Origin of the sequence: Burkholderia sp. Bp9099 (assembly GCF_003857805.1) — a bacterium.
GTDB lineage: Bacteria > Pseudomonadota > Gammaproteobacteria > Burkholderiales > Burkholderiaceae > Burkholderia.
Window position 1 is genome coordinate 161,122 of record NZ_QTPU01000008.1, and the last position, 25,283, is coordinate 186,404.

Sequence of the window (25,283 nt, forward strand, 5' to 3'; positions counted from 1 at the left end):
GCGAACCAACGGAATCACGCACCATGTCAGACCGAGTCGTCCTCGTCACCGGCGCCGCGCGCGGGCTTGGCACCGTCATCGCCGAACGCTTTCATGCGGCCGGCTATCGCGTCGCGCTGGCCGACATCGCCGTCGACGCCATTCACGCGCATGCGCGCGACCTCGACGCGAGCGGCGCACGCGCAGTCGCGCTGCCGCTCGACGTCACGTCGAAACGCGATTTCGAAGCCGCGCGCGATGCGCTCGTCGCGCGCTGGGGCGCGATCGACGTGCTCGTCAACAATGCCGGCGCATCGAAGGTCGTGCCCGCGATGGAGATCACGGCCGAGCAGTTCGACCAGGTGATCGACGTGAACCTGCGCAGCGTGCTGTTCGGCTGCCAGGTGTTCGGCCAGTATTTCGCGACGCGCGGCGCGGGCCGCATCGTCAACATCGCGTCGCTCGCGGGGCAGAACGGCGGCTCGGCGACGGGCGCGCACTACGCGGCCGCGAAAGGCGGCACGCTGACGCTGACCAAGGTGTTCGCGCGCGACCTCGCCGCGCAGGGCGTGACCGTCAACGCGATCTCGCCGGGGCCGCTCGACCTGCCGATCGTGTACGAGAGCGTCGCGCCGGACAAGCTGCGGCAGGTGCTCGCGAGCCTGCCGGGCGGCAAGCTCGGGTCGGCCGGCTTCGTCGCCGATGCGGCCGTGCTGCTCGCGTCGGGCGACGCGCATTTCGCGAACGGCGCGTGCTGGGACATCAACGGCGGGTTGTACATGCGTTGAGCGGCGGCATGCGTCGAGCGTGCGGTGCAGGCTGATGCCGGCCGGTGCTGGTCAGTACCAGCGCGCGGTGTATGCGGTGTATGCGGTGTATGCGGTGTATGCGGTGTATGCGGTGTGCGCGGTGCGTGCGGTGCGTGCGGGCACTGCGCTTACACGCACGGCCCGATTCGCGTGCGAACCACCCCGCGCTAGCGCGACGACTCCCCGTCGTCGCCCCACACGACCATCACGTCGCGCACCAGTGCGGCGATCGACGTCGCGCCGAGCTTCTCCTTGATGCTCGCGCGATGCACGTCGACGGTCTTCACGCTGATCGACAGGTCCGACGCGATCTGCTTGCTGCCCTTGCCGTCGACGACACCGCGCAGCACCTCCTTCTCGCGCGCGGTCAGCGCATCGAGCCGCTGGCGCAGCCCGCGGTGACGCTGGCCGACCGCGTGCCGCTGCTGCGCGAGCCGCAGCGCGCGTTGCACGCGCTCGAGCATCTGCTGCGAGTTGTACGGCTTCTCGACGAAGTCGATCGCGCCGTTCTGCAGCGCGCGCACCGACATCGGAATGTCGCCGTGTCCGCTGACGAAGATCACCGGCAGCGTCGCGCCGCGCGCGTTCAGTTCCGCCTGCACGTCGAATCCGCTTTTCTCCGGCATTCGCACGTCGAGCACCAGGCACGCGGGCAGGTTCACGTCGAAGCGCGCGAGAAAATCGGCGGCATTCGCGAATCCCTCGGACGCGATGCCGACCGATTCGAGCAACCACGCGAGCGAGGTCCGCATGCCGCTGTCGTCGTCGACGATGTATACGATCGGAGCGGGTGACGTCATCGGGGTGTCTCGCAAGATATCGGTATCGGTATCGCACGCGCCGCGGGTGAGGCAAGCGTCGTTCGTCGGGGTGTGCGGCACATCATAACGAGCCGGAAATGCGCTGAATACCCCTTTACGTACCGCTCGAACGTCCGATCGCACTTTTTTTCGCACGTCATGCCGCGCATCTAGGTAGAACCTTTAGATGCGCTGGCGGGAACGCCATCTTCATCGTCAATCGTGCGAATGTTCGCCGGCTTTTTCGCGACGTACGCTTGGTTCATCGTCGACGATCCGCTGCCGCATCGACAACGCGCACGATCGCCGCCCTCATTCACCCAGGAGCGCCCATGTCCGCAACGACCGATACCCCGCAACCGGCACGCGCCGCCCCCACCGACGCGCAACAGGCCTTCCGGCAGGCAATGGCCCACCTCGGCGCGGCCGTCAACGTGATCACCACCGCGGGGCCGCACGGCCGCTGCGGCATCACCGCGAGCGCCGTCTGCTCCGTCACCGACGCGCCGCCGACGCTGCTCGTGTGCCTGAACCGGTCGAGCGCGATGCATGCGATCTTCGAGCGCAATCGTCAGGTCTGCATCAACGTGCTGCCGGCCGAGCACGAACTGCTCGCGCGCCATTTCGCGGGAATGACCGAGCTGCCGATGGAACGCCGCTTCGAATTGCCGGTGTGGGATCGCGGCGAGCAGGACGTCCCCGTGCTGCGCGATGCGCTCGCGAGCCTGCAGGGCAGGATCGCCGAGATGAAGGAAGTCGGCTCGCATTCGGTGATGTTCATCGAGGCGACGTCGATTCGCGTGCGCAACGACGGCGACAGCCTCATCTACTTCAGCCGCGCGTTTCATCGCGTGTCGCGCACGGCCTGCGTGCGGTAACGGGAACGGTAACGGTCGCGCTCACGTTGTCGCGCTCGCCGGTCGTTGCAGGCCCGATCGGCTACGCCGACGCCCTTAATGCACGCTGTCCGGCCGCGAGGGCCGCGCCCGCGAACAGCGTCAGCGCCGAATAGACGAGCCCGCGCGCAAGCCCCGCGCTGTCGGACACCCAGCCGATCGCGACCGGCCCGGCGATCTGCCCGAACGCGAAGATCGTCGTGAACGCGCTGATGCCCTTCGCCCAGCCTTCCGGCGGCAGGTTGTGGCGCACGAACGCGGTCGTCGACGCGACCGCCGACAGGAACGTCGCGCCGAACAGCACGCCCGACGCGAACGCGGCCGCCGGATGCACGAACAGCGCCGGCATCAGCGTCGCCACGCCGAGCAATGCGTTGAGCACGGCCAGCGCCTGGCCGCCACGCATCCGGTCGAGCAGCCCCGACCACAGCCGCGCCGACACGACGGTCGCGACGCCGAGCATCACGTAGAACGCGGACACGACCGTCCCGCTCATTCCCGCGCCGCGCAGCAGCGCGACGATGAACGTCATGTAGCCGATGTAGCCGACGCCGAACAGGCCGTAGCCGGCGAGCGCGAGTGCGAAGCGCGCAGGGCCCGCGGTCGCCGCCGGCGCGGCACCGTCACGCCGCGCGGCCGGTGCCGCGTGCGCATGCTCGATGCGACGCGCCGCCGACACGGCGATCGCCGAGAACAGCACGCATGCGAACGCGAGCGCGAACCATGCTGGTTGCCAGCCGTGCGCGCGCTGCACGAGCGTGGCGGGCACGAGCAGCGACGACGCGACGATGCCCCACCCCGTGCCGCCGTAATAGAGCCCGAGCAGCAGCCCCGCGTCGCGCGGCGCTGCGGACGCGAGCCGCGCGGCCAGCACGCCGCCGCTGATGAAGATCAGCGCGCTGCCGACGCCGGTCGCGAGCCGCTCGACGAGCAGCGCGTTCATGCCGGACGTGAGCCCGCATGCGGCCATCAGCACCGCGGTCAGCGCGCAGCCGGCCGCCAGCAGCGTGCCGGTGCGCCAGCGGCGGGACAGCAACGGAAAGACGAGCGCACCGATCAGGTAGCCGGCCGCGTTGGCCGTGTTCAAGGCGCCTGCCTGCGCGAAGGTCCAGCCGAGATCGGCCTTCATCGGCGGCAGCAGCAGTGCGTACGAGAAGCGCGCGAGACCGAGCGCGATCGCGCTGCCGAGCGACAGGCAGATCGCGAGCCGCCACGCGGTCATGCGGTCGGGTTCGGTGGCGCCGGCGTCCTGTCGTGCTGGCCCGGCGTGCTCCGGTTGCGGCGCTGCGCGCATCGCGGTGTCTCCATCGTGGTTCGCATCGTGCCGCCGGGACGGCGGCAGGCGCGCGGCTGCGGCCCGCGCGCGAGGTCGTCAGATGGTGCCAGAAAACCGCTGAAGCCGGTTCGCGTCCACGATAACCGCGCGCATTGTTCGTGAATGGCGGAAATCGAAACGATCGACGCGATTGAACTCGCGATTCAAAAAATCGCTTGAATGAATCAATCAATCGATTGCGGCCCCGATATTCGAAAAAAATCCTCGGGTTTTGCGATTGGATTCATACGCCTTCACCGCGCGAAATGCAGCGAACCCGCATGTTTAGCACGCCGCGGCTAAAAACCTCGCCACGCATTGCATTCACCAAATCATCAGACTAATATCGACGCCACTCGTCCGGTATTCAAAAAACATCGGATGAGCCGCGGTAATCCCGTTACCGCGCTTTCATGTTGAATCGCTCATGTTCACCACAGGAGAATTGACATGCAGGAAACCCGGCAGATCGAATTGCTTGACTGGATGCAGGAAGACACGCACCCCGAGGCCGTCGACATGATGGTCGAGGATGCCGTGGTGCCGTTCGGCACCGCGCTCTGGCCGGTCTGAGCGGCCAGCCCGTTCCCGCGGAAGGGCCGCGGCCCTTCCGCCGCCTCCGGAGACACGCATGCTGAACCTGCACCGTGCGCTGGGGTATCACCCGGCGCTGCGCGACAAGCTCGCACGCGGCGAGACGGGCAAACTGCTGGTCGGCTACGACAGCCGCAACCGCGACACCGCGTTGCGTGCGTTTTCCGCCCTGCCCGACTCGCTCGACGCGACGATCCTCTGCCTCGACACCACCCCGCCCGCCGACATCGCCGCCGCGCTCACGCATGCGGACCTGTTCGTGCTGCTGTACGACTCGTCGTGCCTGCCGACGCCGTCGCCGAGCGGCCCGCCGTTCCTGGCCGCGATCCGTCCCGCGATCGTCAGGCACTGGAGCAAGTCGGTGCTGTTCAAGGATTACGGCCCGCATCTCGACGAGGCGTTCGCCGAATCGCTCGACGACATCGCCGCGCGCAACGGCCGGCTGATCGAAGCGGCCGCGCGCGCATCGCAGATCCATTTCATCGACGAAGCCGGCAACACGCTGACCGGCTCGCTTGCGCCGGACCAGAAATGGACGAGCGTGGACGGGATGGGCAATCTCGACGTCGTGCCCGGCGAGATTGCGACGCACGTCACCGACCTGCACGGCTCGATCGTGTTCAGCGGCACGTTCCTCGGCACCGTGCCGTTCGCGATCAAGTACCGCGTGACCGAGCGGCTCGCGACGCTGCATGTCGAAGACAGCCTGATCGTCGATTTCGACAGCGACGACGCGGGCTTCCGGCGCGACTTCGCGTCGTACCTCGACCGGCACGACAATCACCGGCGCATCGAGGAATTCGGCATCGGCACGAACCTGGGCATCCGCGGGCTATACGGCCGCAACGCCGGCTTCGAGGAACGCCATCCGGGCCTGCATCTCGGCCTCGGCGGCGGCGCGAACGGCAGCCACCACCTCGACCTGATCTTCGCGCGCGGCACGCTGGCGTTCGACGAGCGGATCGTGTTCGACGGCGCGTTCGCCGTCTGACCTTGGCATCAGGCGTCGGCGGCCGCCGCGTCGCCGAGCCACTTGAACATCACGAAGCAGTCGACGAAGCCGAGCCGCGCGTGACGATACGCGCGCGGCAGGCGGCCGACGATCTCGAAGCCGAGCTTCTGCCACAGCGCGACCGCCACCTCGTTCGTCGCGACCACCGAATTGAACTGCATCGCGAGGAAGCCGCGTTCGCGCGCCACCTGCTGCGAGTGCTCGCACATCAGGCGCGCGACGCCCTTGCCGCGCGCGGCCTCGCTGACCATGTAACCGCAGTTGCACACGTGATTGCCGGGGCCGGCCGCGTTCGCCTTCAGGAAGTACGAGCCGAGCAGCACGCCATCCTCTTCGGCAACCCACGTGCAAAGCGGCGCATCGAGCCACAGCGCGCGGGCGGCTTCACGCGTGGGCGCCGGATCGAATGCGTAGGTCTCCTGCGCGGCGACGATCGCGTGGTACGTGGGCCAGAAGCGGGGGAAGTCGTCTTCGGTCATCGGGCGAAGCGTGATCATGCGGGTCCTCTCGTGAAGGGGTTGGGGAATGCGCGCGTGGCGCGACCCTGCGTCAGGGTGAGCCGCCGTCGCGCAGCAGGCCGCTGCGATACGTGCCGGGCGGCACACCATACCAGCGCTTGAACGCCTGCGAGAAACTCGACAGGTCGCTGAAGCCGAGCCGCTCGGCCACTTCGGTTAGCGACAGGTGCGCATCGCCGAGCAGCGTCTCGGCCATCGCGCCGCGCGCCTGCGCGAGCAACACCCTGAACGTCGTGCCTTCTTCCTGCAGCCGGCGCTTCAGCGTGCGCGGGCTCGTGTTCATCAGCCGCGCCATGTCCTCGAGCGAGAACGGCACGTTGCCGGGCGTCGCCGTCAGATATTGCCGCACCATCTCCGACGTGCCGAGCCGCGCGCGCCGCGTTTCGACCAGCTGGCTGCACATCTGCTCGCACATCGAGACCGTCAGCGGGTTCGCATGCGGCAGCGGCCGGTCGAGAAACGCACGGTCGAATGCGAGGCTGTTCGCGCGGGCGCCGAACGCAGGTTCGACGCCCGCGATGCGCGCTGCGGGTGCGAACGCGGCTGCGCTCGCCGCGCTCGCGGCCTGCATCGTGAAGCGCGACAACGCGAAATCGCCGCCGCCGATTTCCTGCAGCAGCACGGCCGCAGCCGCCATGTCGCGTTCGACGAGGAACCGGCTCAGGTCGGCATCAAGCTCCGGCGCGCCGAAATTGAGCACGCCCGTCTGCGGTTCCTCGCGGTACGTGATCACCGTGAACGCATACGTGAGCGGCAGGAAGCGCATCGCGAGCGCCAGCGCGTCGCGCGCGGTCGCGCTCGCGATCAGCCCGTAGCCCCACACGCCGTACGCGGAGAAGTGATAGCGCTGCCCGACTTCGAACCCGAGGCCCGGCGCGCGCCCGAGCGCGCGCAGCAGGTTGCCGGTCAGCCGCAGTTCCTGCGCGGCCGTCACCTCGACGTTCGGATCGTCGAGCTGCGCGTCCGCGAGCCCTGTACCGGCCAGCAACTTCGCGCGCGGCACGCCGCGTTCGTCGCCGAAATCGACCAGCAGCCGCGCGCTGGCCGGACTCCGGGTGAAGTCCCAGAAGCTCATGCGGAGAAACCCTCGAAGCGCCGATTTGGCCCAAATACTAAAACAATTGTCCCGAAGCAGCATTGGTGTTTTCCCATGCGGCCCGCACCATCGGCGTCATCAGTCGTCGCCCGAACGACGTCAACGCCCCCGGAGGAGACACCATGCGACCGAGTCGCCCACCCGACCTCGCCGCCCGCTTCGAACACCAGCGCGAGGCATGTGCCCGCGATCCCGCCCCGCCGCTCGCGATCCGCCTGTCGCGGCTCGATCGCCTGTGCGCGCTGCTCGATACGCACGAAGCCGCGCTCGTGCGTGCGATCGACGCCGATTTCGGCGGACGCTCCGCGCACGAAACGCGGCTCGCCGAACTATTCGTGGTTCGAAGCGGCCTGCGCCATGCACGCGCGCATCTGCGGCACTGGATGCGCGAACGCCGCGTGCCGACCGCCGCGCACTTCCGGCCCGGCTACAACCGGATCGCGCCGCAACCGCGCGGCGTCGTCGGCGTGATGGCCCCGTGGAACTATCCGCTGCAACTCGCGCTCGGGCCCGCGGTTGCGGCGCTCGCTGCCGGCAACCGCGTGCTGGTCAAGCCGTCGGAACTGACACCGCAGCTGTCGGCGCTGCTCGAGACGCTCGTCGCCGACGCGTTCGATGCCGACGAGCTGCGGGTCGTCACCGGCGACGTCGACACGGCGAAGGCGTTCGCGCGCTTGCCGTTCGATCATCTGTTCTTCACCGGCTCGACCGCGGTCGGCCGCGACGTCGCGCAAGCTGCGGCCGCGAACCTCACGCCCGTCACGCTCGAGCTCGGCGGCAAGTCGCCGGCGATCCTCGATCCGTCGTGCGACGTCGCACACGCGGCCGGGCGCATCGCGTTCGGCAAGCTGCTCAATGCCGGCCAGACCTGCATCGCGCCCGACTATCTGCTGGTGCCGGCGGGCACCGCACCGATCGTTGCCGCGCGCCTGTCGGACGCGATCGCGCGCCGCTACCCGACCCTCCTCGCCAACCCCGACTACACGGCGATCATCGGCGCGCGCCACCGCGACCGTCTGGCGGCCCTGGTCGACGATGCGCGCGCAGGCGACGCACGCGTGCTCGAAGTCAATCCGGCCGGCGAACGCTTCCCCGCCGGCTCGCGCAAGTTCGCGCCGACGCTCGTGCTCGGCGCGCGCGACACGATGCGCGTAATGCGCGAGGAGATCTTCGGCCCCGTGCTGCCGATCGTCGAATACGCGGATCTCGACGAAGCGATCGAGCGCGTGAACCGCGGGCCGCGCCCGCTCGCGCTGTACTGGTTCGGCCGCGACGCCGCGCGCCGCGATCGCGTGCTGCGCGAAACGGTGTCGGGTGGCGTCACGGTAAACGACTGCCTGTGGCATCTCGCACAGGAACACCAGCCGTTCGGCGGCGTCGGCCCGAGCGGCATCGGTGCGTATCACGGCAAATGGGGCTTCGACACGTTCAGCCATCACAAGCCCGTGTTCCACCAGGCGCGTCGCAGCGGAACCGCGCTGTTCCACCCGCCGTACGGCAAAACCTTCGACCTGCTGCTGCGCGTGCTCACGCGCATCGCTTGACCCATCGACCATCGGGAGACGATTTCATGAGCAAGACTTTCGACTACATCGTCGTCGGCGGCGGATCGGGCGGCTGCGTCGTCGCGGGGCGCCTCACCGAGGACCCGGCCGTCACCGTCTGCGTGCTCGAGGCCGGTGGCCGCGGCGACAACGCGCTCGTCAACGTGCCGACCGGCGCGGTCGCGATGCTGCCGACCCGCATGAACAACTGGGCATTCGACACGGTGCCGCAGCCGGGGCTCGGCGGGCGCATCGGCTATCAGCCGCGCGGCAAGGCGCTCGGTGGCTCGTCCGCGATCAACGCGATGGTCTACGTTCGCGGCCATCGCGTCGATTACGACGGCTGGGCCGCGCTCGGCAACGAAGGCTGGTCCTACGACGACGTGCTGCCTTACTTCCGCCTGAGCGAGCACAACGAGCGCTTCGACGACGCCTTTCACGGCCGCGACGGCCCGCTGTGGGTCAGCGACCTGCGCACCGGCAACCCGTTCCATGCGCGCTACCTGGAAGCGGCGCGACAGGCCGGCCTGCCGCTCACCGACGACTTCAACGGCGCGCGGCAGGAAGGCGTCGGCCTCTATCAGGTCACGCAGAAGCACGGCGAGCGGTGGAGCGCGGCGCGCGCGTACCTACTGCCGCACGTCGGCCGCCGCGACAACCTGACGGTCGAGACACACGCGCAGGTGCTGCGCATCCTGTTCGACGGCACGCGCGCGACGGGGGTCGAGGTGCGGCAGCGCGGCGAGGTTCGCACGCTGCGCGCACGGCGCGAAGTCGTACTCGCGGCCGGCGCGTTGCAGACGCCGCAGTTGCTGATGCTGTCAGGCGTCGGTCCGGCCCGCGAACTGCAGGGGCTCGGCATCCCGGTGCGGGCCGACCTGCCCGGCGTCGGCCGCAACCTGCAGGATCATCCGGACTTCATCCTCGGCTACCGCGCGCGCAGCGTCGACACGATGGGCGTGTCCGCGCGCGGCGGGCTGCGCATGCTGCGCGAGTTCGCGCACTTTCGCCGCGAGCGGCGCGGGATGCTGACGTCGAATTTCGCGGAAGGCGGCGGCTTCCTCAAGACGCGAGCCGACCTCGATGCACCCGACATCCAGCTGCACTTCGTCGTCGCGCTCGTCGACGATCATGCGCGCCGGCTGCACGCCGGCCACGGACTGTCGTGCCACGTGTGCCTGCTGCGGCCGCGCAGCCGCGGCTCGGTCACGCTGCACAGCGCCGATCCGCTCGCCGCGCCGCGCATCGACCCCGCGTTCTTCGACGATCCGCGCGATCTCGACGACATGGTCGCCGGCTTCCGCATCACGCGCCGGCTGATGGAGGCGCCGGCACTCGCCGAATGGATCACGCGCGACCTGTTCACCGCGAACGTGACGACCGACGACGAGATCCGCGACGTGCTGCGCCGGCGCACCGACACCGTGTATCACCCGGTCGGCACGTGCCGGATGGGGCGCGACGCGTTCGCGGTCGTCGATCCGCAATTGCGCGTGCATGGCGTAGCGGGGCTGCGCATCGTCGATGCGTCGATCATGCCGACGCTGATCGGCGGCAATACCAACGCGCCGACGATCATGATCGCCGAGAAGGCCATCGACCTGATCCGCGGCGTGCGGCGTGTGCCGCTACACGCCGCGGCCGACACCGAACGCGAACCGGCCGCCGTGCCGGCACATCGTGACACTGTTCCCGCGTCGTGCGCGCCGCACGATGCGATCCTGCCCGAGGAAAACCGCCATGTCGTCGCCTGAAGCATCCCGTCCCGCCGCACCGGCCGCGCCGCTGTCGGCGATCATCATCGGCGCCGGCTTCGCCGGCATCGGCATGGCCGTCGCGCTGCAGCGCGCCGGCATTCACGACTTCGTGATCGTCGAGCGCTCGCACGACGTCGGCGGCGTGTGGCGCGACAACCGCTACCCGGGCGCCGCGTGCGACGTGCCGTCGCATCTGTACTCGTTCTCGTTCGAGCCCAACCCGGACTGGTCGCGCGTGTTCGCGCCGCAGCCTGAAATCCATGCGTACCTGCAGCATTGCGCGCGCAAGTACGGCCTCGCACGCTACCTGCGCTTCGGCGCGAACGTCGAACGCGCGCAGTATGACGAGGCCCGTGCGCTGTGGCACGTCACGCTCGCCGACGGCACGACGCTCAGCGCTGCCGTGCTCGTCAGCGGCACCGGCCAGTTGAGCCGCCCCGCGATGCCGGACCTGCCCGGCATCGACACGTTTCGCGGCCGCGCCTTCCACTCCGCGCACTGGGATCACGACTATCCGCTCGCGGGCAAGCGCGTGGCGGTGGTCGGCACCGGCGCGTCGGCGATCCAGTTCGTGCCCGCGATCGCCGGCGACGTCGAGCGCCTCGTCGTGTTCCAGCGCTCGCCGGCCTACGTGATGCCGCGTCCCGACCGCGCCTATCGTCCGTGGGAGCGGGCGCTGTTCCGCCGGCTGCCGTGGGCGATGAAGCTGCATCGCGCGTCGATCTACGTGCGCTACGAGTCGCGTGCGATTGCGTTCACGCGGCTGCACGGGCTGATGGACATCGCGGTCGGCCGGCCGTTCCGCAAGCTGCTCGCGCGCGACGTGCGCGACCCGGCGTTGCGCGAACGGCTCACGCCCGACTATCCGATCGGCTGCAAGCGGATCCTGCTGTCGAGCGACTACCTCGCCGCGATCGGCCGCGACAACGTCGCGCTCGTCACGCAGCGCATCCGGCGCGTGACCGAGACCGGCATCGAGACCGACGACGGCGTGCACCATCCGGTCGACGCGATCGTCTACGGCACCGGTTTCGCGGCGACCGCGTTCCTGTCGCCGATGCGCATCACCGGCCGCGACGGGCTCGACCTGAACGACGCCTGGCGGCGCGGCGCGCAGGCGTATCTCGGGCTCACCGTGCCGGGCTTCCCCAACTTCTTCATGCTGTATGGCCCGAACACCAACCTCGGCCACAACTCGATCGTCTACATGCTCGAAAGCCAGATCGCGCACGTGATGCGCTGCGTGCGCGCGATGCGGCGCGACGGCGCGTGCGCGATCGACGTCGATCCGCGCCGCTACCGGCGCTACAACACGCATGTGCAGCAGCGGCTCGAAGGCTCAGTGTGGAGCGGCTGCAAGAGCTGGTACGTCGACGCGTCGGGCCACAACAGTACGAACTGGCCCGGCTTCACGCTGACCTATCGATGGATCACGCGCTTCACGGGGCTGTCCGCGTATCGCTTCACGCAGCCGTTGCCCGGCACGGCGACACCCACATCAACCCCGACGACGACGCACGGTGCCGTCGTCGCGCCGCCCGCCGGCCGCGTGGAAGCACTCGCCGCGGCGTCGCTGCGCGGCTTTCTGCGCGTCGCGTTCCGGCCGCTGATCGGGCCGCCGTTCGGCGCGCGCATGCAGCGCCGCGTCGTCGCGCTGCTGTCGCCACTGATGCCGGGCGCAGGCGACACGCTGCGCTACCGGACGTCCGCCGCCGGCGTGCCGGTCGAAGTGATCGCGCCGAAGCGCGGCGAGGCGGGCGGCGCGATCCTCTATCTGCACGGCGGCGCGTTCTGTCTCGGCGGCCCGCATACGCATCGCGGCGTGACGACGCGGCTCGCGACCGAAGCCGGCCTGCCGGTGTGGGTGCCCGACTACCGGCTCGCGCCCGAGCACCCGAGCCCGGCGGCGCTCGACGACGCGCTGGCCGCATACGATGCACTGCGCACGCAAGGCTACGCGCCGCACCGGATCGTGATTGCCGGCGATTCGGCCGGCGGCGCGCTCGCGCTGGCGCTCGCCATCGCGCTGCGCGAGCGCGGCGAACCCGCCGCGGCCGCGCTGCTGCTGATCTCGCCCGTGACCGACCCGACGCTCGGCGGCGACACGCTCGCATCGCGCCGCCACGACGATCCGATGATCCGTCGCGGCTGGCTCGAACAAGGGCTGCGCTGGTATCACGGCGCGGGCTCGGCTGCAGCGCCCGGCCCGCTCGACACCGACCTGCGTGGACTGCCGCCGATGCTGGTGCAGGCTGGCGACCAGGAAGTGCTGCTGTCGGACGCGCAGCGACTCGCGTCGCATGCGCTCGCCTGCGGCGTGCCGTGCCGGCTGGAGATTCATGCCGCGCGCTGGCATGTGTTTCATCTGCAGGCGTTCTATCTGCGCTCGGGGCGGGACGCGTTGCGGACGCTGGCGGGATTTGCCGCGCGGCGGGTGGCGGCGACGGCGGTCGCGACGTGACGATCCGGTGATGCCGGCGATCGAGGCTGCGGAGCGCGACTGCCTCGATCGACCCGCTTGCAACAATGCGACACCCTCTTGCCAAAACCGGCCGTTTATTTTTTTCCGGCATGCGCGGCCGGCATGATCTCCGCCAGCCTCGGCGTCGTGCCGCGGCGACGACCACCCCACCCTGGCGGAGACACCAATGAAAAAAGGCCCCATCCTCAAGACGCTTGCGCTGCTCTGTTGCCTGGGCGTCCAGTGCGCGACGTCGGCATTCGCGGAGGAACCGAAGAAGGTCGCGTTCGTCGATACGGGCAATACCGGACGCAGCGTGATGGCCGAAGCGATCGCCGGACAACTGATCGCGCAACGGCACGCGCATATCGCCGTGATCTCGCGCGCGGTCGACGAGGATCCGTATGACGAAAAGCCCGAGGAAAACGGTGTGATCCTGATGAAGCGGCGCGGAATCGACACGTCCGCGCATCGTTCGGTGCAACTGAATGCGAACGACGTCAAGCACTCCGACGTGATCCTGACGATGACCGACAAGCACAAGGAGAAGGTGCTCACGCTCTATCCGTCTGCCGCCGGCAAGGTCTTCACGCTTGCCGAATACGCGACCGGCGTGCACAAGGACGTACCCGACGCGTGGGGCAAGCCGATCGACTTCTACGAATCGGTGACCGCGCAGCTCGACACGTTCATCCCGGCCGCGCTCGACAAGGTCGCGACGGCCGCGCCGGCGAAGCAGTAACGCAGGCCGGACTCGCCGGGTCGACCGTCGCGTCACGCGGCGGCACCGGCGGTCCGATCGTTTGAGCAGTTCCTCCCCCGCACGGCGCGTTTCCCGTACGCGCCGACGAGATCAGCCGTTCGGCCGAATCGTCATCCGACGCCCCGAATCAAAGAATGATTTTCATTCGGGCAACCGGTCTCGCCGCCCGACACCCCGAGCCACGAAGGCACTGCAGGCATTCCCGCGCAGCGCCTTCGCGTCGTGCTTCGTCTCGATTCGGCAGTCGGCCCGCGTGCGTTTCACGTCATCCGCCTCATCGGGCCCACAACGCAATCACGCCGATATCCATGCCCTTCATGTAACTTATAAGCTACAATGCTCTCCAAGTTCGAACTGCTTCGCTATCAGCGCGCCGACGGTCGCGAGCCTTTCACCGAATGGTTGAACGCCGTGCGCGACAAGGTCGCCCAGGCGCGGATTCGCGAGCGGCTGCGTCGCGTGCAGACCGGAAATTTCGGCGATTGCGAACCCGTCGGTGAAGGTGTGATCGAACTGCGCATCCACGTCGGTGCCGGCTATCGCGTGTACTTCGGCCGGTACGGCAGTGCGCTGGTGCTGCTGTTGTACGGCGGCGACAAGCACAGCCAGTCCGACGATATCAGGCATGCGAAGGAACACTGGCTGGACTGGAAACGGAGGCAAGCATGAACAAGCTCAAAGGCGCGGTATCGCACCACGACGCGGAAGTCGCCGAACTCGGCGCGGACCGCGAGCTCGCGGTGGCCTATTTGCGCGTCGCGATGGAATCGCTCGACGACCCCGACAACCGCGCGGCCGCGCTGCTCGCGCTGCGCACGGTCGCGGAAGCGTATGGCGGGCTCGGCGCGGTCGCTGCCGACGCCGGCATCAGCCGCGAATCGCTGTATCGCACGCTGTCGCCCAACGGCAACCCGACGCTGAAAACCCTGCTCGCGGTGCTCAAGACGGTCGGCCTGCGCCTGTCCGTCGTCCCCGCGCAACCGTCGCACGCATAACGCGGCGCACGCGCTTCAAGGCTGCACCATCCACACAAGCAGCACCGCGGCCGGCGCCCCACTCGTCCCCGCCGGCGGCCGCGCGAGCGTCGGCTCGACCTGCAGCGCCTGCGCGATCGTCGCCGCATCGTCGATCGTCGTCGTGCGCACGACCGTCATCAGCCCCGCGGGCCGATGCAGCGTCTCGCGATACAGCGCGCCGTACCACAGCGGCCGCGTGCCGAGCGCATCCTGCAGCGCGTACGGATAACGCCACAGCCGCAGCACGAGGCGGCTGTCCGGACGGGCCGGATCGACACGCACGAACACGCGGCGCGTACTTTCGCCGTGCGTATAGCGCGGCAGCACGGGCAGCGCGTCGGCCGGCCCCTGCGGCAGCAGCCACCGCAGCGCGGCGGCGGCCGACCACGGCGTCGCGCGCTGCCAGCCGGCCAGCGAAAGATGGCGATCGAGCGTGTCCGACGTCGCGCACCATTGCAACGGCAGATATTCCTCGCGATCGCCGCCGATCTCGGTGCGCCGCGTCGGCACGCGCGGCCACCCGCCGCGCATCCATTGATCGACGGTCATCGCGACGACGTCGCCCACGTGCGGACGCGCGGCGCGTTCGAGCTGCCATTGCGCGGGCACGGTCCAGACGCCGGTCGTCGCGAGCACGACGAGCACCGCGACGAGCGCGCCCCGCGGCTGCACATGCTCGCGCACCTGCCAGTACGCATAGGCGCCCGCCAGCACCGCGAACCACGCGAGCCCGAGGCTCCAGCCGCCGAGCAGACCCGACAACCACGTATCGCCGACGTACAGCCGCGCGAAGCCGCCGAGCACGATCCACAACACGACCGCGGTCACGACCGGAATGCGCCACAGCGCCGGCCGGTCGCGCGTGACCACCCAGCCGATGCCGCTGCTCGCGAGCATCGCGAACGCCGCGTCGGCGTCGGGCAGCGGCACGTGCGGCGCGCCGGGCGGCAGGCTCGCGGGCGTCATGCCGGGCAGGCCGGTGCCGAACGCCGGCACGAGCACGACCGCGATGCCGACTGTCGCGAGCCACCACGCGGACGTCACCCAGCAGCGATGGATCATCAGCCAGACCAGGAACGCGGCCGCGACGATCAGCCCCGTATCGTGTCCGTGCAGCACCGCGAGCGCGCGCATTGCGGCATCCACCGGCGGCGTGCGCAGGTCCTGCAGGAACGCATACACCGTGATGTCGGCGTGCATCAGCGGATCGTTCGCGACGACGTCCTGCACGATGCCGGCAAACAGCCACACGCAGCCGACGAACAGCAGCGCGAACACGGGCACCACGCCCGGCAGGCGGCGCCCCTTCTCGATCGCGTCGTGCAGCCAGCCGCCGACGCGCGGCCAGCGGCGCGCGCATGCATGCACGGCCGCGCCGGCCGCGCCGGCCGCGCGGCGCAGCAACGGCCAGCCGCGCCGCAGCGCGACGCGCACGCCGATCCACACGAGCGCGACCAGCGCGGCGATCACGAGCAGGATCGCGGCGACCCGCACGCTGATCGCGGCGGCCAGCACCGCCGACGCGCCGAACAGGATGCCCGGCACGATGTGCACGGGCGCCCAGATCAGCGCCGACACGACATTGACCGGGTAGAACGACCGGCGCGGCAGCGTCGCGCAGCCGACCACGACCGGCACGACCGCGCGCACCGGCGCCAGGAAACGCGCGAGCACGATGCTCTTCGTCCCGTGGCGCAGCACGAACTGCTCGCCGCGCGCATAGGCATCCGCATAGCCCAGCCGGACCCACCCGTTTCGAATCGCGCCGCGGTAGCGGCGTCCGAGCTCGTAGCTGATCCCGTCGCCGAGGATCGCGCCGGCGGCCGCGACGCCGATCGCCGTCCAGCCGTCGAGCGCGCCCGCGCCGATCAGCGTGCCGGCCGCGAACAGCACGGCACCGGCCGGCACGACCGTGCCGATCAGCGCGATCGCCTCGGCACAGGCGGCGGCGAACACGATCGCCAGCACGAGCGCCGGATGCGCGCCGATCGCACCGAGCCATGCGTGGATGGTGTCGCTCATCGCAGGCCGCGCGGCGTGGCGGCGCGGCGTGTCTGCACCGGGCCGGCGGTGGCGTGGGGAAGGTTCATCGGCGTGTGCGCGCGGTCGCGCCGGCGGGCGGTGTCAGTCGAACTCGTGCTGACGCGCGTCGGCCTCGAGCGGCGCGTCGTGGTAGCCGACGGTCGCGATCTCGTGCAGATAGCGCGCGAGAAACGCGCCGATCGACCCGGCTTCCTCGTACTGATGCACATGGCGGAATTCGTGCGTGAGCAGGCGTCGCGTGTCGTGGCCGCGCAGCACGAACACCGCATGGCCGAGCGTGAGGCCGATCGTCCCCGGTGACAACAGGCCGGTGTCGCGCGCGATCGCGCCCAGCGCCGGCGTGTCCGGGAACGGCAGCCGGTCGGCGACCACGACGCGGATCCGCTCCGGCCGGGCGACGCCGACGGTGCGCGCGTCGTCGGCCTGCGCGGGCGTCAGCGGCACGCCATGCGCGAGCCCGTGGGCCGCCTGCGCGTCAGCCCACGCGACGGCGTCGGGCAACGCGGACGGCAGGATGTCGGCGAGATCGATCATCGTGGCGGCTCCTCGGGTCGGAACGGTGCAATCGGGCACCAGTTTATCTCTGAATCAGGGCGGTCCGCGACGCATGCCGCCCGCCCGACGGCGACCATTCCTCGGGAATACCCGCCCCATCTGGCCCTATCGCCTGTGCCATTTCACGCCGATTATTTCGCTTCAAGACAGATTCGACACTCTCGTATCTCAAAAATTTCCCGCAGGTGCACCATTTTTGGTTTCGGCGGAATATATTGGTCAGAAGAACGGCCGCGGCGGCTACCGGCGGAGCAGCCCGCGGCATCATCCCGAAGAGGACCGCTAGATGATCAGGGTAATGCTGGCTGACGATCACGCAGTCATGCGGGACGGACTGCGTCACATCCTGGAAACGGCCGGCGGTTTCGAAATCGTCGGCGAGGCGAGCGACGGCGCGGCCACGCTCGCGCTGGCCGAGCGTCGCGCCGCCGACGTGCTGCTGCTCGACCTGTCGATGCCCGCGCCGACCGGTATCGAGCTGATCCGGCTGGTCAGGACGCATGCGCCGTCGCTGCGCATGCTGGTGCTGACGATGCATGCGGAGGCGCAGTACGCGGCGCGCACGTTCAAGGCCGGCGCAACCGGCTACCTGACGAAGGACAGCGCGACCGCCGAACTCGTCGAGGCCGTCACCAAGGTCGCGGCGGGCGGCGTGTACGTGAGCCGGTCGGCGGCCGAGAGCCTCGCGCGCACGCTGCGCACGCCGGCCGACATGCTGCCGCACGAGCGGCTGTCCGCGCGCGAACTCGACGTGATGCGCCGCATCGTCGCGGGCCAGACGGTCACGCGGATCGCGGCGGAACTCACGCTGAGCGCGAAGACGGTCAGCACCTACAAGACCCGCATCCTCGAGAAGATGGAGTTGCCGCACGAAGCCGCGCTGGTGCGCTACGCGATGCGCCACGATCTCGACCTCGGCGTCGACGACGCATGATGCCCGCGTTCCGCGTCCGCTCCGCCGCCCCCGACGACGACGACGCGTCGGATCCGTCGCGCCTGTTCATGTCGTCGCTGCCGCCCGACCGGCGCGAGCGGCGGCTCGCGATCGCGACGGTGATCGTGTCGGCCGTGATCTTCGCCGCCCTCGCGCCGTTCGCGGGCGTGCCGCTCGCGCGCGTGTTGGGCTTCATTCCCGTGTACCAGTCGGCGATCGTGATCAACGACATGGTGACGGCCGGCCTGCTGCTCGGCCAGTACGCGATCCTGCGCGAGAAATCGCTGCTCGCGCTCGCGGGCGGCTACCTGTTCACGGGCTTCATGGCCGGCACGCACATGCTGACCTTTCCGGGGCTGTTCTCGCCGACGGGCCTGCTCGGCGCGGGCGAACAGACCACCGCGTGGCTCTATCTGTTCTGGCACGGCGGCTTTCCGCTGACGGTCGCCGCGTACGTGCTGCTGCGCGCGGCGGCGCGCGCGCGACCGCCGTCGCTCGAGCAGCGTCGCGCGGCGATTCCGATCCTGCTTTGCATCGCGTCGGCCGCGGGCGCGACCGTCGCGCTCGCGCTGCTCGCGACCGCCGGCCACGACCTGCTGCCGCGCATCATGCAGGGCAACCGGATGGCGTCGACGATGACGCACGCGATCACGATCGTCTGGGCACTGAACCTCGCCGCGCTCGTGTTGATGTGGCGGCTGCGGCGTCGTCATTCGGTGCTCGATCTGTGGGTGATGATCGTGCTCGTCGCCTGGCTGTTCGACATCGCGCTGTCGGCGATGCTGAACCACGGTCGCTTCGACCTGGGCTTCTACGCCGGGCGGACCTACGGCCTCGTCGCATCGTGCGTCGTGCTGTTCGCGCTGCTGTTCGAGAACGGCCGGCTGCATGCGCAGACGGTGCGCGCGCTGGCCGGCGCGCGCTATCAGCACCTGCTCGTCGTGCAGAAGAGCGCGCAGCTCAACGAGGCGAACGAACGGCTCGAGCAGCGCGTCGCGGCGCGCACCGCGCAGTTGAGCGCGTCGAACCGCGACCTGCGGCGCGAAGTCGAGGAGCGCGTGCGCGCGGAGCGGGCGCTGCAGACGTCGCGCGAGGAGCTGCGCGAGATCGCGGCGATCAGCGCGACCGCACGCGAGGCCGAACAGCGCCGCATCGCGCGCGAACTGCACGACGAACTCGCGCAGACGCTCGCGGCGCTGAAGAACGATCTCGAATGGCTGCTCGACCGCGTGCCGCAGGACGACGCGCCGCTGGCGCGCAAGATCGCGGCGATGCATGCGCTCGCGCGCGGCGCGGTGACGGCCACGCGGCGCATCGCGTCCGACCTGCGTCCGCTGATGCTCGACGACCTCGGGTTCGCGGCCGCGATGCAATGGCTCGTGGAGGATTTCCAGCACCGTCACGGCATCGCGTGTGCGCTGCACGTCGAGCCGGGCGAATTGCTGCTCGACGAACCGTATGCGACGGCCGTGTTCCGTATCGCGCAGGAAGCGCTCGCGAACGTCGCGCGGCACGCGGCCGCGTCGAGCGCGACCGTGGCGCTCGTCTACCGTGACGAGACGATCGCGCTGACGATTCGCGACGACGGTGCGGGCTTCGATCCCGGTGCGCCGCGCAAGTCGGGATCGTTCGGGCTGGTCGGCCTGCGCGAGCGCGCGTATCTCGTCGGCGGCACGCTGCGGATCGATACGACGCTCGGCGAAGGAACGACGGTGGAAGTGGATATTCCGGTGGCGTCGGCGCATGTGGCGATCGCGCATGACGGACGGGGGACGTCACGGACGGAACAGGTAAGGGCGAAGCAGTAGCGGCGCTGTGCTGTCATGGGGGTCAGTGGTAGTCCTCTTCCCGCTGATGCCGAACGGTGAGGATCGTGATTTGTTCGACCGTGCCCGTCGATCGCCACCACTCGTCTAATCAGTTGCCAACGCTACACGTGCGGCTTTCAGCATCGTCACAGGTCAGGTCTGGACTTCTGCGGCATCGACGTATTCACCGACCATGCCCGTCGCTCACCCCGCTCGTCTAACCGGTTGTCGTCGCTGCACGCGCGGCATTCAGCATCGTCCCAAGGCTGGCCTGGACTTCTGCGGCATCGACGTATTCACCGGTACGCCGCGCCTCATCGGCCGACGCCAGGCCGCGCGCGACAAACTCGCGCTGCGTTCGTCGGCGTGCGACGGCAGCGCGCAGCGTCGATTCGACGAACGCGGACAGCGTCTCGTTTTCCTCCAACACGCTTTCCGCTGCCTCGAGCAACTTGCGATCGACTCGAAGCACGGACATCGCCGTCGTTTTCATTTCGCTCTCCATGCATGCGGAACGCATGCACGGTAGCACATCGGCCCGATCGGCAGCAGGGACTGCGCGATACCGCAGCCCCCGGCCGCCGCCGCCCATCACACCCGCGCCGCCACCATCCCCCGCTCCGAGCGCGTCCACGCGACGAGCGCGCCGATCCCGAGCAGCGCGAGGCACACGATCGGCACGATCATCGGCCCGAACGCCGTGCCCGTCACCTTGCCCGCGAACGGCATCAGGTTCTGGCTGAAGAAGCCGCCGAGGTTGCCGATCGAGTTGATCGCCGCGACGCTCGCCGCCGCACGCGCGCCGGTGAAGTAACGCGGCGGCATCGACCAGAAGCACGGATACAGCAGCGGGATGCACGCCCCGCCCAGCACGAGCGCGACGAAGCGCAGCGGCGTCGACGGCAGCACGAGGCTCAGCAGGAAGCCGAGCGCGCCGAGCGCCGCGACGATCGCGATCGTGCGCAGGATGCTCTTCGCGCGACGCAGCTTCGACGGCAGCCACACCAGCAGCACCACCGCGAGCGCCCACGGCAGCATGCTCAGCAAACCGTTCGTACTGCTCGACACACCGAACGATTTCACGAGCGTCGGCAGCCAGTACGTGACGCCGTACAGCGACGTCGACATCAGCATGTAGGTCGCCGCGAACAGCATCACGCGCGGATCGAGCAGCGCCTTCCACGGCTGCGCATGCTCGGCCTGCGCCGGCTTCTCGCGCTCCAGCGCGGCCGCGACGATCTGCTTCTCGCGTTCGTCGAGGAACGGCGCCTCGCGGAACGACGCCGGCAGCACGCGGAACACGACGATCGCGACGATCACGGCCGGGATGCCCGTCGCCACGAACACCCACTGCCAGCCCGCGAGCCCCCACACGCCGTTCAGGCTCAGCAGCACGCCGCCGACCAGCGAGCCGAGCATGTTCGCGAGCGCGCTGCCGAGCGTGAAGATGCCGAGCACCTTCGCGCGATAGCTCTGCGGGAACCACAGCGTCAGGTAATAGATCACGCCCGGATAGAAGCCGGCCTCGGCGATCCCGAGCAGGAAGCGCAGCGAACAGAACGCGGGCATCGACGTCGTGAAGCCCATCAGCACGGTGATGAGGCCCCACGTCAGCATGATCCGCGCGAGCCACACGCGTGCGCCGTAGCGATGCAGCGCGAGCGTGCTCGGCACCTCGAACAGCAGGTAGCCGATGAAGAACAGCGACGACGCGAGACCGAACGCGGCCTCGGTCATCCCGAGGCTGTGCACCATCTGCAGTTTCGCGAAGCCGACGTTCTGCCGGTCGATGAACGCGATCAGGAACATCACGACGAGGATGGGCATCAGGCGCCGCGCCATCTTCGACATGATGCGCTGCTCTTCGGCGGACGCGGGGTCCAGGGTTTCGGTGGCATTCACTGCGGGCTCCTCCGTGAAGCGGTTGCTTGTCGGTTGAATCGGCGCCGCGCGCGATGCATGCGCGGGCGCGGTAGGGTTCGATGAAATCGGGATCCGGGAACGGATAGCCGCCGTCGTCAGCCGGTCCGGTAGTCGTCGAGCATCGGCGCGAACATCTCGTGCCACGCGCGCGGCTTCGCCTTGATCGTGCCGGCGAGATACAGGAATTCGACGTAGTCCATCAGCTGGTTCGGCCGCACCGAGAAACGCGTGTCAGGCGTGGCGAGCATCTGCATCACGTCGTCGTGCGACACGGCGACACCCGACGACGCCGCATACAGCGCGGCCGCCGCGCGCGGGTCCTGCGCGATCAGGCGGTTCGCTTCGTCGAGCGCACCGAGAAACGCCGCGGCCAGCGCGGGCTCCGTATCGACGAGCCGCTTCGGCGCGAACACGACGTCGAGCGTCAGCGGGCCGAGCACGTCGACCGAATTCACGACGCGATGAATGCCCGGCTGCCGCAATTCGAGGGTCGAGAACGGCGGCGACGTGAAGTGTGCGGTAACGCCGTTCTCGCGGCGGATCAGCGCCTGCATCGCCTGCGGATGCGGCAGGTTCACGGTGATCGAGTCGAGTTGCGTGAAATGCCGCGCGCCGAGCTGCCGGCTCGCGACCATCTGCAGCACGACCGCCGACAGCGACGTGCGGATGCCCGGCACCGCGATCCGGTCGGACGGCGTGAAGTCGCGCAGCGACGTCAGGCCCGGACGGTTTGCATTGAGCGACAGCGAGGTCGTGGACAATCCGCTGATGCCGATCACCTCGACGTTCGGAATCCCGCGCGCCCGCGCCCACAGCTCGATGAAGCCCGGCGCGCCGGCACCCGCGAAATCGAGTGTGCCGGCCATCATCGCGTCGTTGACGGAATTGCCGCCGTCGAGCAGCACCCAGTCGACCGCGACGTCGCGCAGGCCGTGCCGCGCCGCATGCCGCTCGAACAGGCGCTGCTTCTCCATCACGAGCAGCGGCAGGTACAACACGCCATAGCCTTTCGAGATCCGCACCGTGCGTGGCTTCGCGCGCACCGGCGACGGCGCCCCGAGCGCGCCCAGCATGCCGAGGCCGGCGGCGAGCAACGCGCGGCGGCGCGGCGACGTCTTCATGCGCATGCCTCCATGCGGCGCGCGACCAGCGGCAACGTGGCAGCCGGCGTCAGGCTACGCCGTGCATCCGGCCGCGCCTTCGTCGTGCCCGTGACATGCTGCATGTTGCCGTCTCCTCTGGTATTAATGCCGTCGTCGCTTGCTCCGGCTGAACACAGGTTATCGAGCGAGTCTGAGAAAATACTGACATCCCGCCCCCGGGAAAACCCCTAACCCCTCACCCTGCAAACGGCACCATGCGCATTCTCGTCGTGGAGGACGATGCCGAAATCGGCGCGGCGATCCGCAGCCGCCTCGCGCGGCTCGGCCATGCCGTCGATCTCGAAACCGACGGCTCGACCGCGAACGGCCTGCTGCGCGTCGAGCGCTTCGACCTCGTCGTGCTCGATGCGAACCTGCCCGGCCTCGACGGCTTCGCGGTGCTGCGCAACCTGCGCGCGTCGGGCAGCACGACGCCGGTGCTGCTCGTCACCGCGCGCTCGGCGATCGATGACCGCGTGAGCGGCCTCGGCCTCGGCGCCGACGACTATCTCGTGAAGCCGTTCGACTACCGCGAGCTCGATGCGCGCGTGCAGGCGCTGCTGCGCCGCAACAGCGGCCATGCGAACGACGTGCTGACGCTCGGCGGCCTCGTGATCGACCGCAGCAGCCGGCTTGCCGAACTCGACGGCCAGCCGCTGTCGCTGTCGCGCCAGGAATTCGCGCTGCTGGAGATCCTCGCGAGCCGTCCGCAGCGGATCTTCTCGAAGGACGAACTGCTGAACCAGCTGTTCAGCTTCGGCAACGAGCCGACCGCGAACGCGGTCGAGCAATACGTGACGCGCGTGCGCAGGAAGCTGCAGGGCAGCTCGGTCGAGATCCGCACCGCGCGCGGGATGGGGTATCAGATTGCCGCGCACTGACTGGTTCCCGAAGACGCTGTTCGGGCGCACGCTGCTGTTCATCGCGCTCGTCGTCGCGACCGGTGCGCTCGCGCTGGCCGCGATCGCGCGCTACTACGCGGGCGTCGCGGCTGAGCGCGCGTACGACCAGCTGCTCGCCGGCGCGTCGATCCAGGTCGCGGAGAACCTGTATGTGCAAGGCGGCGTGCTCGCGCTGAACCCGCCCGTCGCCGCGCTGTCGACGCTGTCGCGCTACGACCTCGTCTACTACAAGGTGGTCGATTCGCGCGGCGTCGTCGTGGCCGGCTACAACGATCTCGCGAGCCCCGCAACGCTCGCGGCCGCGAAACAGGGCCCGTCGTTCGCGAACGCCGTCTACCAGGGTCACCGGATCCGCACCGCGACCATCGCGCGCTACATGCCGGAAGAAAGCACGCCGGGCTGGGCGCTCGTGACGGTTGCGCAGACAACCAATGCGCGGCAACAGCTGACGAACGACATGAGCATCAAGGTGTGGACGCTGATCCTGCTGATGAGCGTGCTCGCGATCGGCGCGAGCGGCCTCGCGATCCGGCGCGGGCTGCGCCCGCTCGCACAGATCGGCGCGATCATCGCCGCGCGCGACCCGGCCGACCTGCGGCCGGTGGCCGTCGACACGCCGAGCGAGATCGACGCGATCATCGGGTCGATCAACGGGCTGATGCGGCGGCTCGCCGAGCGGATCAACGCGATGCAGCGCTTCATCGCCGACGCCGCGCACCAGATGCGCACGCCGCTCGCGCGGCTCGACGCGCAGATCGAACTGCTCGACGGCGAAGCCGATCCCGCGCGTCATGCGGCGCGGCTCGATGCGTTGCGCGCGACCTGCTCGGATGTCGGGCGTCTCACCGGGCAGTTGCTCAATCATGCGATGGTGATTCATCGGACCGAGGTCGTGCCGCTGCAGCCCGTCGATCTCGTCGCGCTCGCGAAGGACGTGCTCGGCCGCACGATTCCGCTCGCGGACGCGCGCGACGTGGCCGTCGCGTTCGCGAGCGACGCGCCGCATGCGTGGATCGACGGCGATGCAATCAGTCTGCAGGAGGCATTGTCGAACGTGCTGCACAACGCGCTGCTGCACGGGCATGCGGACGATATCGTCGTGTCGGTCGCCACCGCGGGCAACGCGGATCGGTCGGTGACGCTGACCGTCACCGACAACGGGCGCGGCATTCCGCGCGAGCATTGGGACGCGGCATTGCAGCCGTTCGTGCGGATCGCACCGGACGGCAGCGAACGCCGCACCGGGTCGGGGCTCGGGCTCGCGATCGTGCAGGAAGTGATGAAGGCGCACGGCGGGCGCGTCGGGTTCGCGTTTCCCGATGCGGGCGGGTTCGCGGTGGTGCTGACGTTTCCGCGGCCGGCAACGGCGCACGCCGGTCACGCATGAATCGGCGGAACGCGGCGCCCCTTCCGTCG

General features: G+C 69.3%; 23 protein-coding genes. 14 read left to right on the plus strand and 9 right to left on the minus strand.

What is annotated here, in order from left to right; all coding sequences use genetic code 11:
• The first annotated feature begins 23 nt into the window (after nucleotides 1–23).
• Nucleotides 24–767, plus strand: a complete 744-nt coding sequence (locus DIE17_RS11210; RefSeq protein ID WP_124667055.1) for an SDR family NAD(P)-dependent oxidoreductase — start codon at nucleotides 24–26, stop codon at nucleotides 765–767.
• Between the two features lie 188 nt (nucleotides 768–955).
• On the opposite strand, the gene DIE17_RS11220 is transcribed toward DIE17_RS11210, so the two are convergent.
• Nucleotides 956–1,588: a response regulator transcription factor gene (locus DIE17_RS11220; protein WP_124893120.1), complete on the minus strand. Its 633-nt coding sequence runs from the start codon at nucleotides 1,586–1,588 to the stop codon at nucleotides 956–958.
• A 332-nt stretch (nucleotides 1,589–1,920) separates the two neighbouring features.
• Between DIE17_RS11220 and hpaC the strand changes: the two genes are divergently transcribed.
• Nucleotides 1,921–2,466 carry a 4-hydroxyphenylacetate 3-monooxygenase, reductase component gene (gene hpaC / locus DIE17_RS11225; protein ID WP_124520373.1) on the plus strand — a complete coding sequence of 182 codons (546 nt, stop codon included), beginning with the start codon at nucleotides 1,921–1,923 and terminating at the stop codon, nucleotides 2,464–2,466.
• 61 nt (nucleotides 2,467–2,527) lie between these two features.
• Here hpaC and DIE17_RS11230 read toward each other — a convergent pair whose 3' ends face one another.
• Nucleotides 2,528–3,778, minus strand: coding sequence for a YbfB/YjiJ family MFS transporter (locus DIE17_RS11230; RefSeq protein WP_124487673.1), 1,251 nt, complete (start codon nucleotides 3,776–3,778; stop codon nucleotides 2,528–2,530).
• A 471-nt stretch (nucleotides 3,779–4,249) separates the two neighbouring features.
• On the opposite strand from DIE17_RS11230, the gene DIE17_RS37900 reads away from it, so the two are divergent.
• Together DIE17_RS37900 and DIE17_RS11235 are read left to right on the plus strand one after the other, a co-directional pair.
• Complete coding sequence (locus DIE17_RS37900) at nucleotides 4,250–4,372, plus strand: hypothetical protein (RefSeq protein WP_006752127.1); 123 nt, start codon at nucleotides 4,250–4,252, stop codon at nucleotides 4,370–4,372.
• A 58-nt stretch (nucleotides 4,373–4,430) separates the two neighbouring features.
• Nucleotides 4,431–5,384, plus strand: coding sequence for a leucyl aminopeptidase (locus DIE17_RS11235; RefSeq protein WP_124487674.1), 954 nt, complete (start codon nucleotides 4,431–4,433; stop codon nucleotides 5,382–5,384).
• An 8-nt stretch (nucleotides 5,385–5,392) separates the two neighbouring features.
• Here DIE17_RS11235 and DIE17_RS11240 read toward each other — a convergent pair whose 3' ends face one another.
• Both DIE17_RS11240 and DIE17_RS11245 read right to left on the minus strand, forming a co-directional pair.
• Complete coding sequence (locus DIE17_RS11240) at nucleotides 5,393–5,902, minus strand: GNAT family N-acetyltransferase (RefSeq protein WP_044845369.1); 510 nt, start codon at nucleotides 5,900–5,902, stop codon at nucleotides 5,393–5,395.
• A gap of 52 nt (nucleotides 5,903–5,954) precedes the next feature.
• The gene (locus DIE17_RS11245) at nucleotides 5,955–6,998 is read right to left on the minus strand and encodes an AraC family transcriptional regulator (protein ID WP_124487675.1); all 1,044 of its coding nucleotides are present in this window, start codon (nucleotides 6,996–6,998) and stop codon (nucleotides 5,955–5,957) included.
• Between the two features lie 143 nt (nucleotides 6,999–7,141).
• Here DIE17_RS11245 and DIE17_RS11250 point away from each other — a divergent pair, with 143 nt between their 5' ends.
• The 6 genes from DIE17_RS11250 (at nucleotide 7,142) to DIE17_RS11275 (ending at nucleotide 14,539) form a co-directional block, all read left to right on the plus strand.
• The gene (locus DIE17_RS11250) at nucleotides 7,142–8,563 is read left to right on the plus strand and encodes a coniferyl aldehyde dehydrogenase (protein WP_124920812.1); all 1,422 of its coding nucleotides are present in this window, start codon (nucleotides 7,142–7,144) and stop codon (nucleotides 8,561–8,563) included.
• Between the two features lie 26 nt (nucleotides 8,564–8,589).
• Complete coding sequence (locus DIE17_RS11255; RefSeq protein WP_124520377.1) at nucleotides 8,590–10,317, plus strand: GMC family oxidoreductase; 1,728 nt, start codon at nucleotides 8,590–8,592, stop codon at nucleotides 10,315–10,317.
• Nucleotides 10,304–12,781 (plus strand): alpha/beta hydrolase fold domain-containing protein, encoded by a 2,478-nt coding sequence (locus DIE17_RS11260; RefSeq protein WP_124487678.1) that lies wholly within the window; start codon nucleotides 10,304–10,306, stop codon nucleotides 12,779–12,781. Before DIE17_RS11255 ends, DIE17_RS11260 begins: the two co-directional genes overlap by 14 nt.
• Nucleotides 12,782–12,968: 187 nt before the next feature.
• On the plus strand, nucleotides 12,969–13,523 hold the full coding sequence (locus DIE17_RS11265) for a protein tyrosine phosphatase (RefSeq protein WP_124487679.1): 555 nt from the start codon (nucleotides 12,969–12,971) through the stop codon (nucleotides 13,521–13,523).
• A 357-nt stretch (nucleotides 13,524–13,880) separates the two neighbouring features.
• Nucleotides 13,881–14,213 carry a type II toxin-antitoxin system RelE/ParE family toxin gene (locus DIE17_RS11270; protein ID WP_044845370.1) on the plus strand — a complete coding sequence of 111 codons (333 nt, stop codon included), beginning with the start codon at nucleotides 13,881–13,883 and terminating at the stop codon, nucleotides 14,211–14,213.
• Complete coding sequence (locus DIE17_RS11275) at nucleotides 14,210–14,539, plus strand: addiction module antidote protein (protein WP_044845371.1); 330 nt, start codon at nucleotides 14,210–14,212, stop codon at nucleotides 14,537–14,539. Before DIE17_RS11270 ends, DIE17_RS11275 begins: the two co-directional genes overlap by 4 nt.
• A 15-nt stretch (nucleotides 14,540–14,554) precedes the next feature.
• Here DIE17_RS11275 and DIE17_RS11280 read toward each other — a convergent pair whose 3' ends face one another.
• Nucleotides 14,555–16,582, minus strand: a complete 2,028-nt coding sequence (locus DIE17_RS11280) for a VTT domain-containing protein (RefSeq protein WP_124920813.1) — start codon at nucleotides 16,580–16,582, stop codon at nucleotides 14,555–14,557.
• 102 nt (nucleotides 16,583–16,684) lie between these two features.
• Nucleotides 16,685–17,137, minus strand: coding sequence for a hypothetical protein (locus DIE17_RS11285; RefSeq protein ID WP_124920814.1), 453 nt, complete (start codon nucleotides 17,135–17,137; stop codon nucleotides 16,685–16,687).
• Nucleotides 17,138–17,444: 307 nt separating this feature from the next.
• Between DIE17_RS11285 and DIE17_RS11290 the strand changes: the two genes are divergently transcribed.
• Nucleotides 17,445–18,092, plus strand: a complete 648-nt coding sequence (locus DIE17_RS11290) for a response regulator transcription factor (protein ID WP_044845374.1) — start codon at nucleotides 17,445–17,447, stop codon at nucleotides 18,090–18,092.
• Nucleotides 18,089–19,900: a sensor histidine kinase gene (locus DIE17_RS11295; RefSeq protein ID WP_185735363.1), complete on the plus strand. Its 1,812-nt coding sequence runs from the start codon at nucleotides 18,089–18,091 to the stop codon at nucleotides 19,898–19,900. Before DIE17_RS11290 ends, DIE17_RS11295 begins: the two co-directional genes overlap by 4 nt.
• Nucleotides 19,901–20,117: 217 nt before the next feature.
• Here DIE17_RS11295 and DIE17_RS11300 read toward each other — a convergent pair whose 3' ends face one another.
• The 3 genes from DIE17_RS11300 to DIE17_RS11310 all read right to left on the minus strand — a co-directional run bounded on the left by DIE17_RS11300 (nucleotide 20,118) and on the right by DIE17_RS11310 (nucleotide 22,944).
• The gene (locus tag DIE17_RS11300; RefSeq protein WP_124487682.1) at nucleotides 20,118–20,393 is read right to left on the minus strand and encodes a YlcI/YnfO family protein; all 276 of its coding nucleotides are present in this window, start codon (nucleotides 20,391–20,393) and stop codon (nucleotides 20,118–20,120) included.
• Between the two features lie 98 nt (nucleotides 20,394–20,491).
• Nucleotides 20,492–21,802, minus strand: a complete 1,311-nt coding sequence (locus tag DIE17_RS11305) for an MFS transporter (protein ID WP_044845376.1) — start codon at nucleotides 21,800–21,802, stop codon at nucleotides 20,492–20,494.
• Between the two features lie 116 nt (nucleotides 21,803–21,918).
• Complete coding sequence (locus tag DIE17_RS11310) at nucleotides 21,919–22,944, minus strand: ABC transporter substrate-binding protein (RefSeq protein ID WP_124920815.1); 1,026 nt, start codon at nucleotides 22,942–22,944, stop codon at nucleotides 21,919–21,921.
• Between the two features lie 236 nt (nucleotides 22,945–23,180).
• Between DIE17_RS11310 and DIE17_RS11315 the strand changes: the two genes are divergently transcribed.
• The gene (locus tag DIE17_RS11315) at nucleotides 23,181–23,846 is read left to right on the plus strand and encodes a response regulator transcription factor (RefSeq protein ID WP_124521995.1); all 666 of its coding nucleotides are present in this window, start codon (nucleotides 23,181–23,183) and stop codon (nucleotides 23,844–23,846) included.
• On the plus strand, nucleotides 23,833–25,254 hold the full coding sequence (locus tag DIE17_RS11320; RefSeq protein ID WP_124487686.1) for a sensor histidine kinase: 1,422 nt from the start codon (nucleotides 23,833–23,835) through the stop codon (nucleotides 25,252–25,254). The genes DIE17_RS11315 and DIE17_RS11320 overlap by 14 nt, the downstream gene beginning before the upstream one ends.
• Nucleotides 25,255–25,283: the final 29 nt, after the last annotated feature.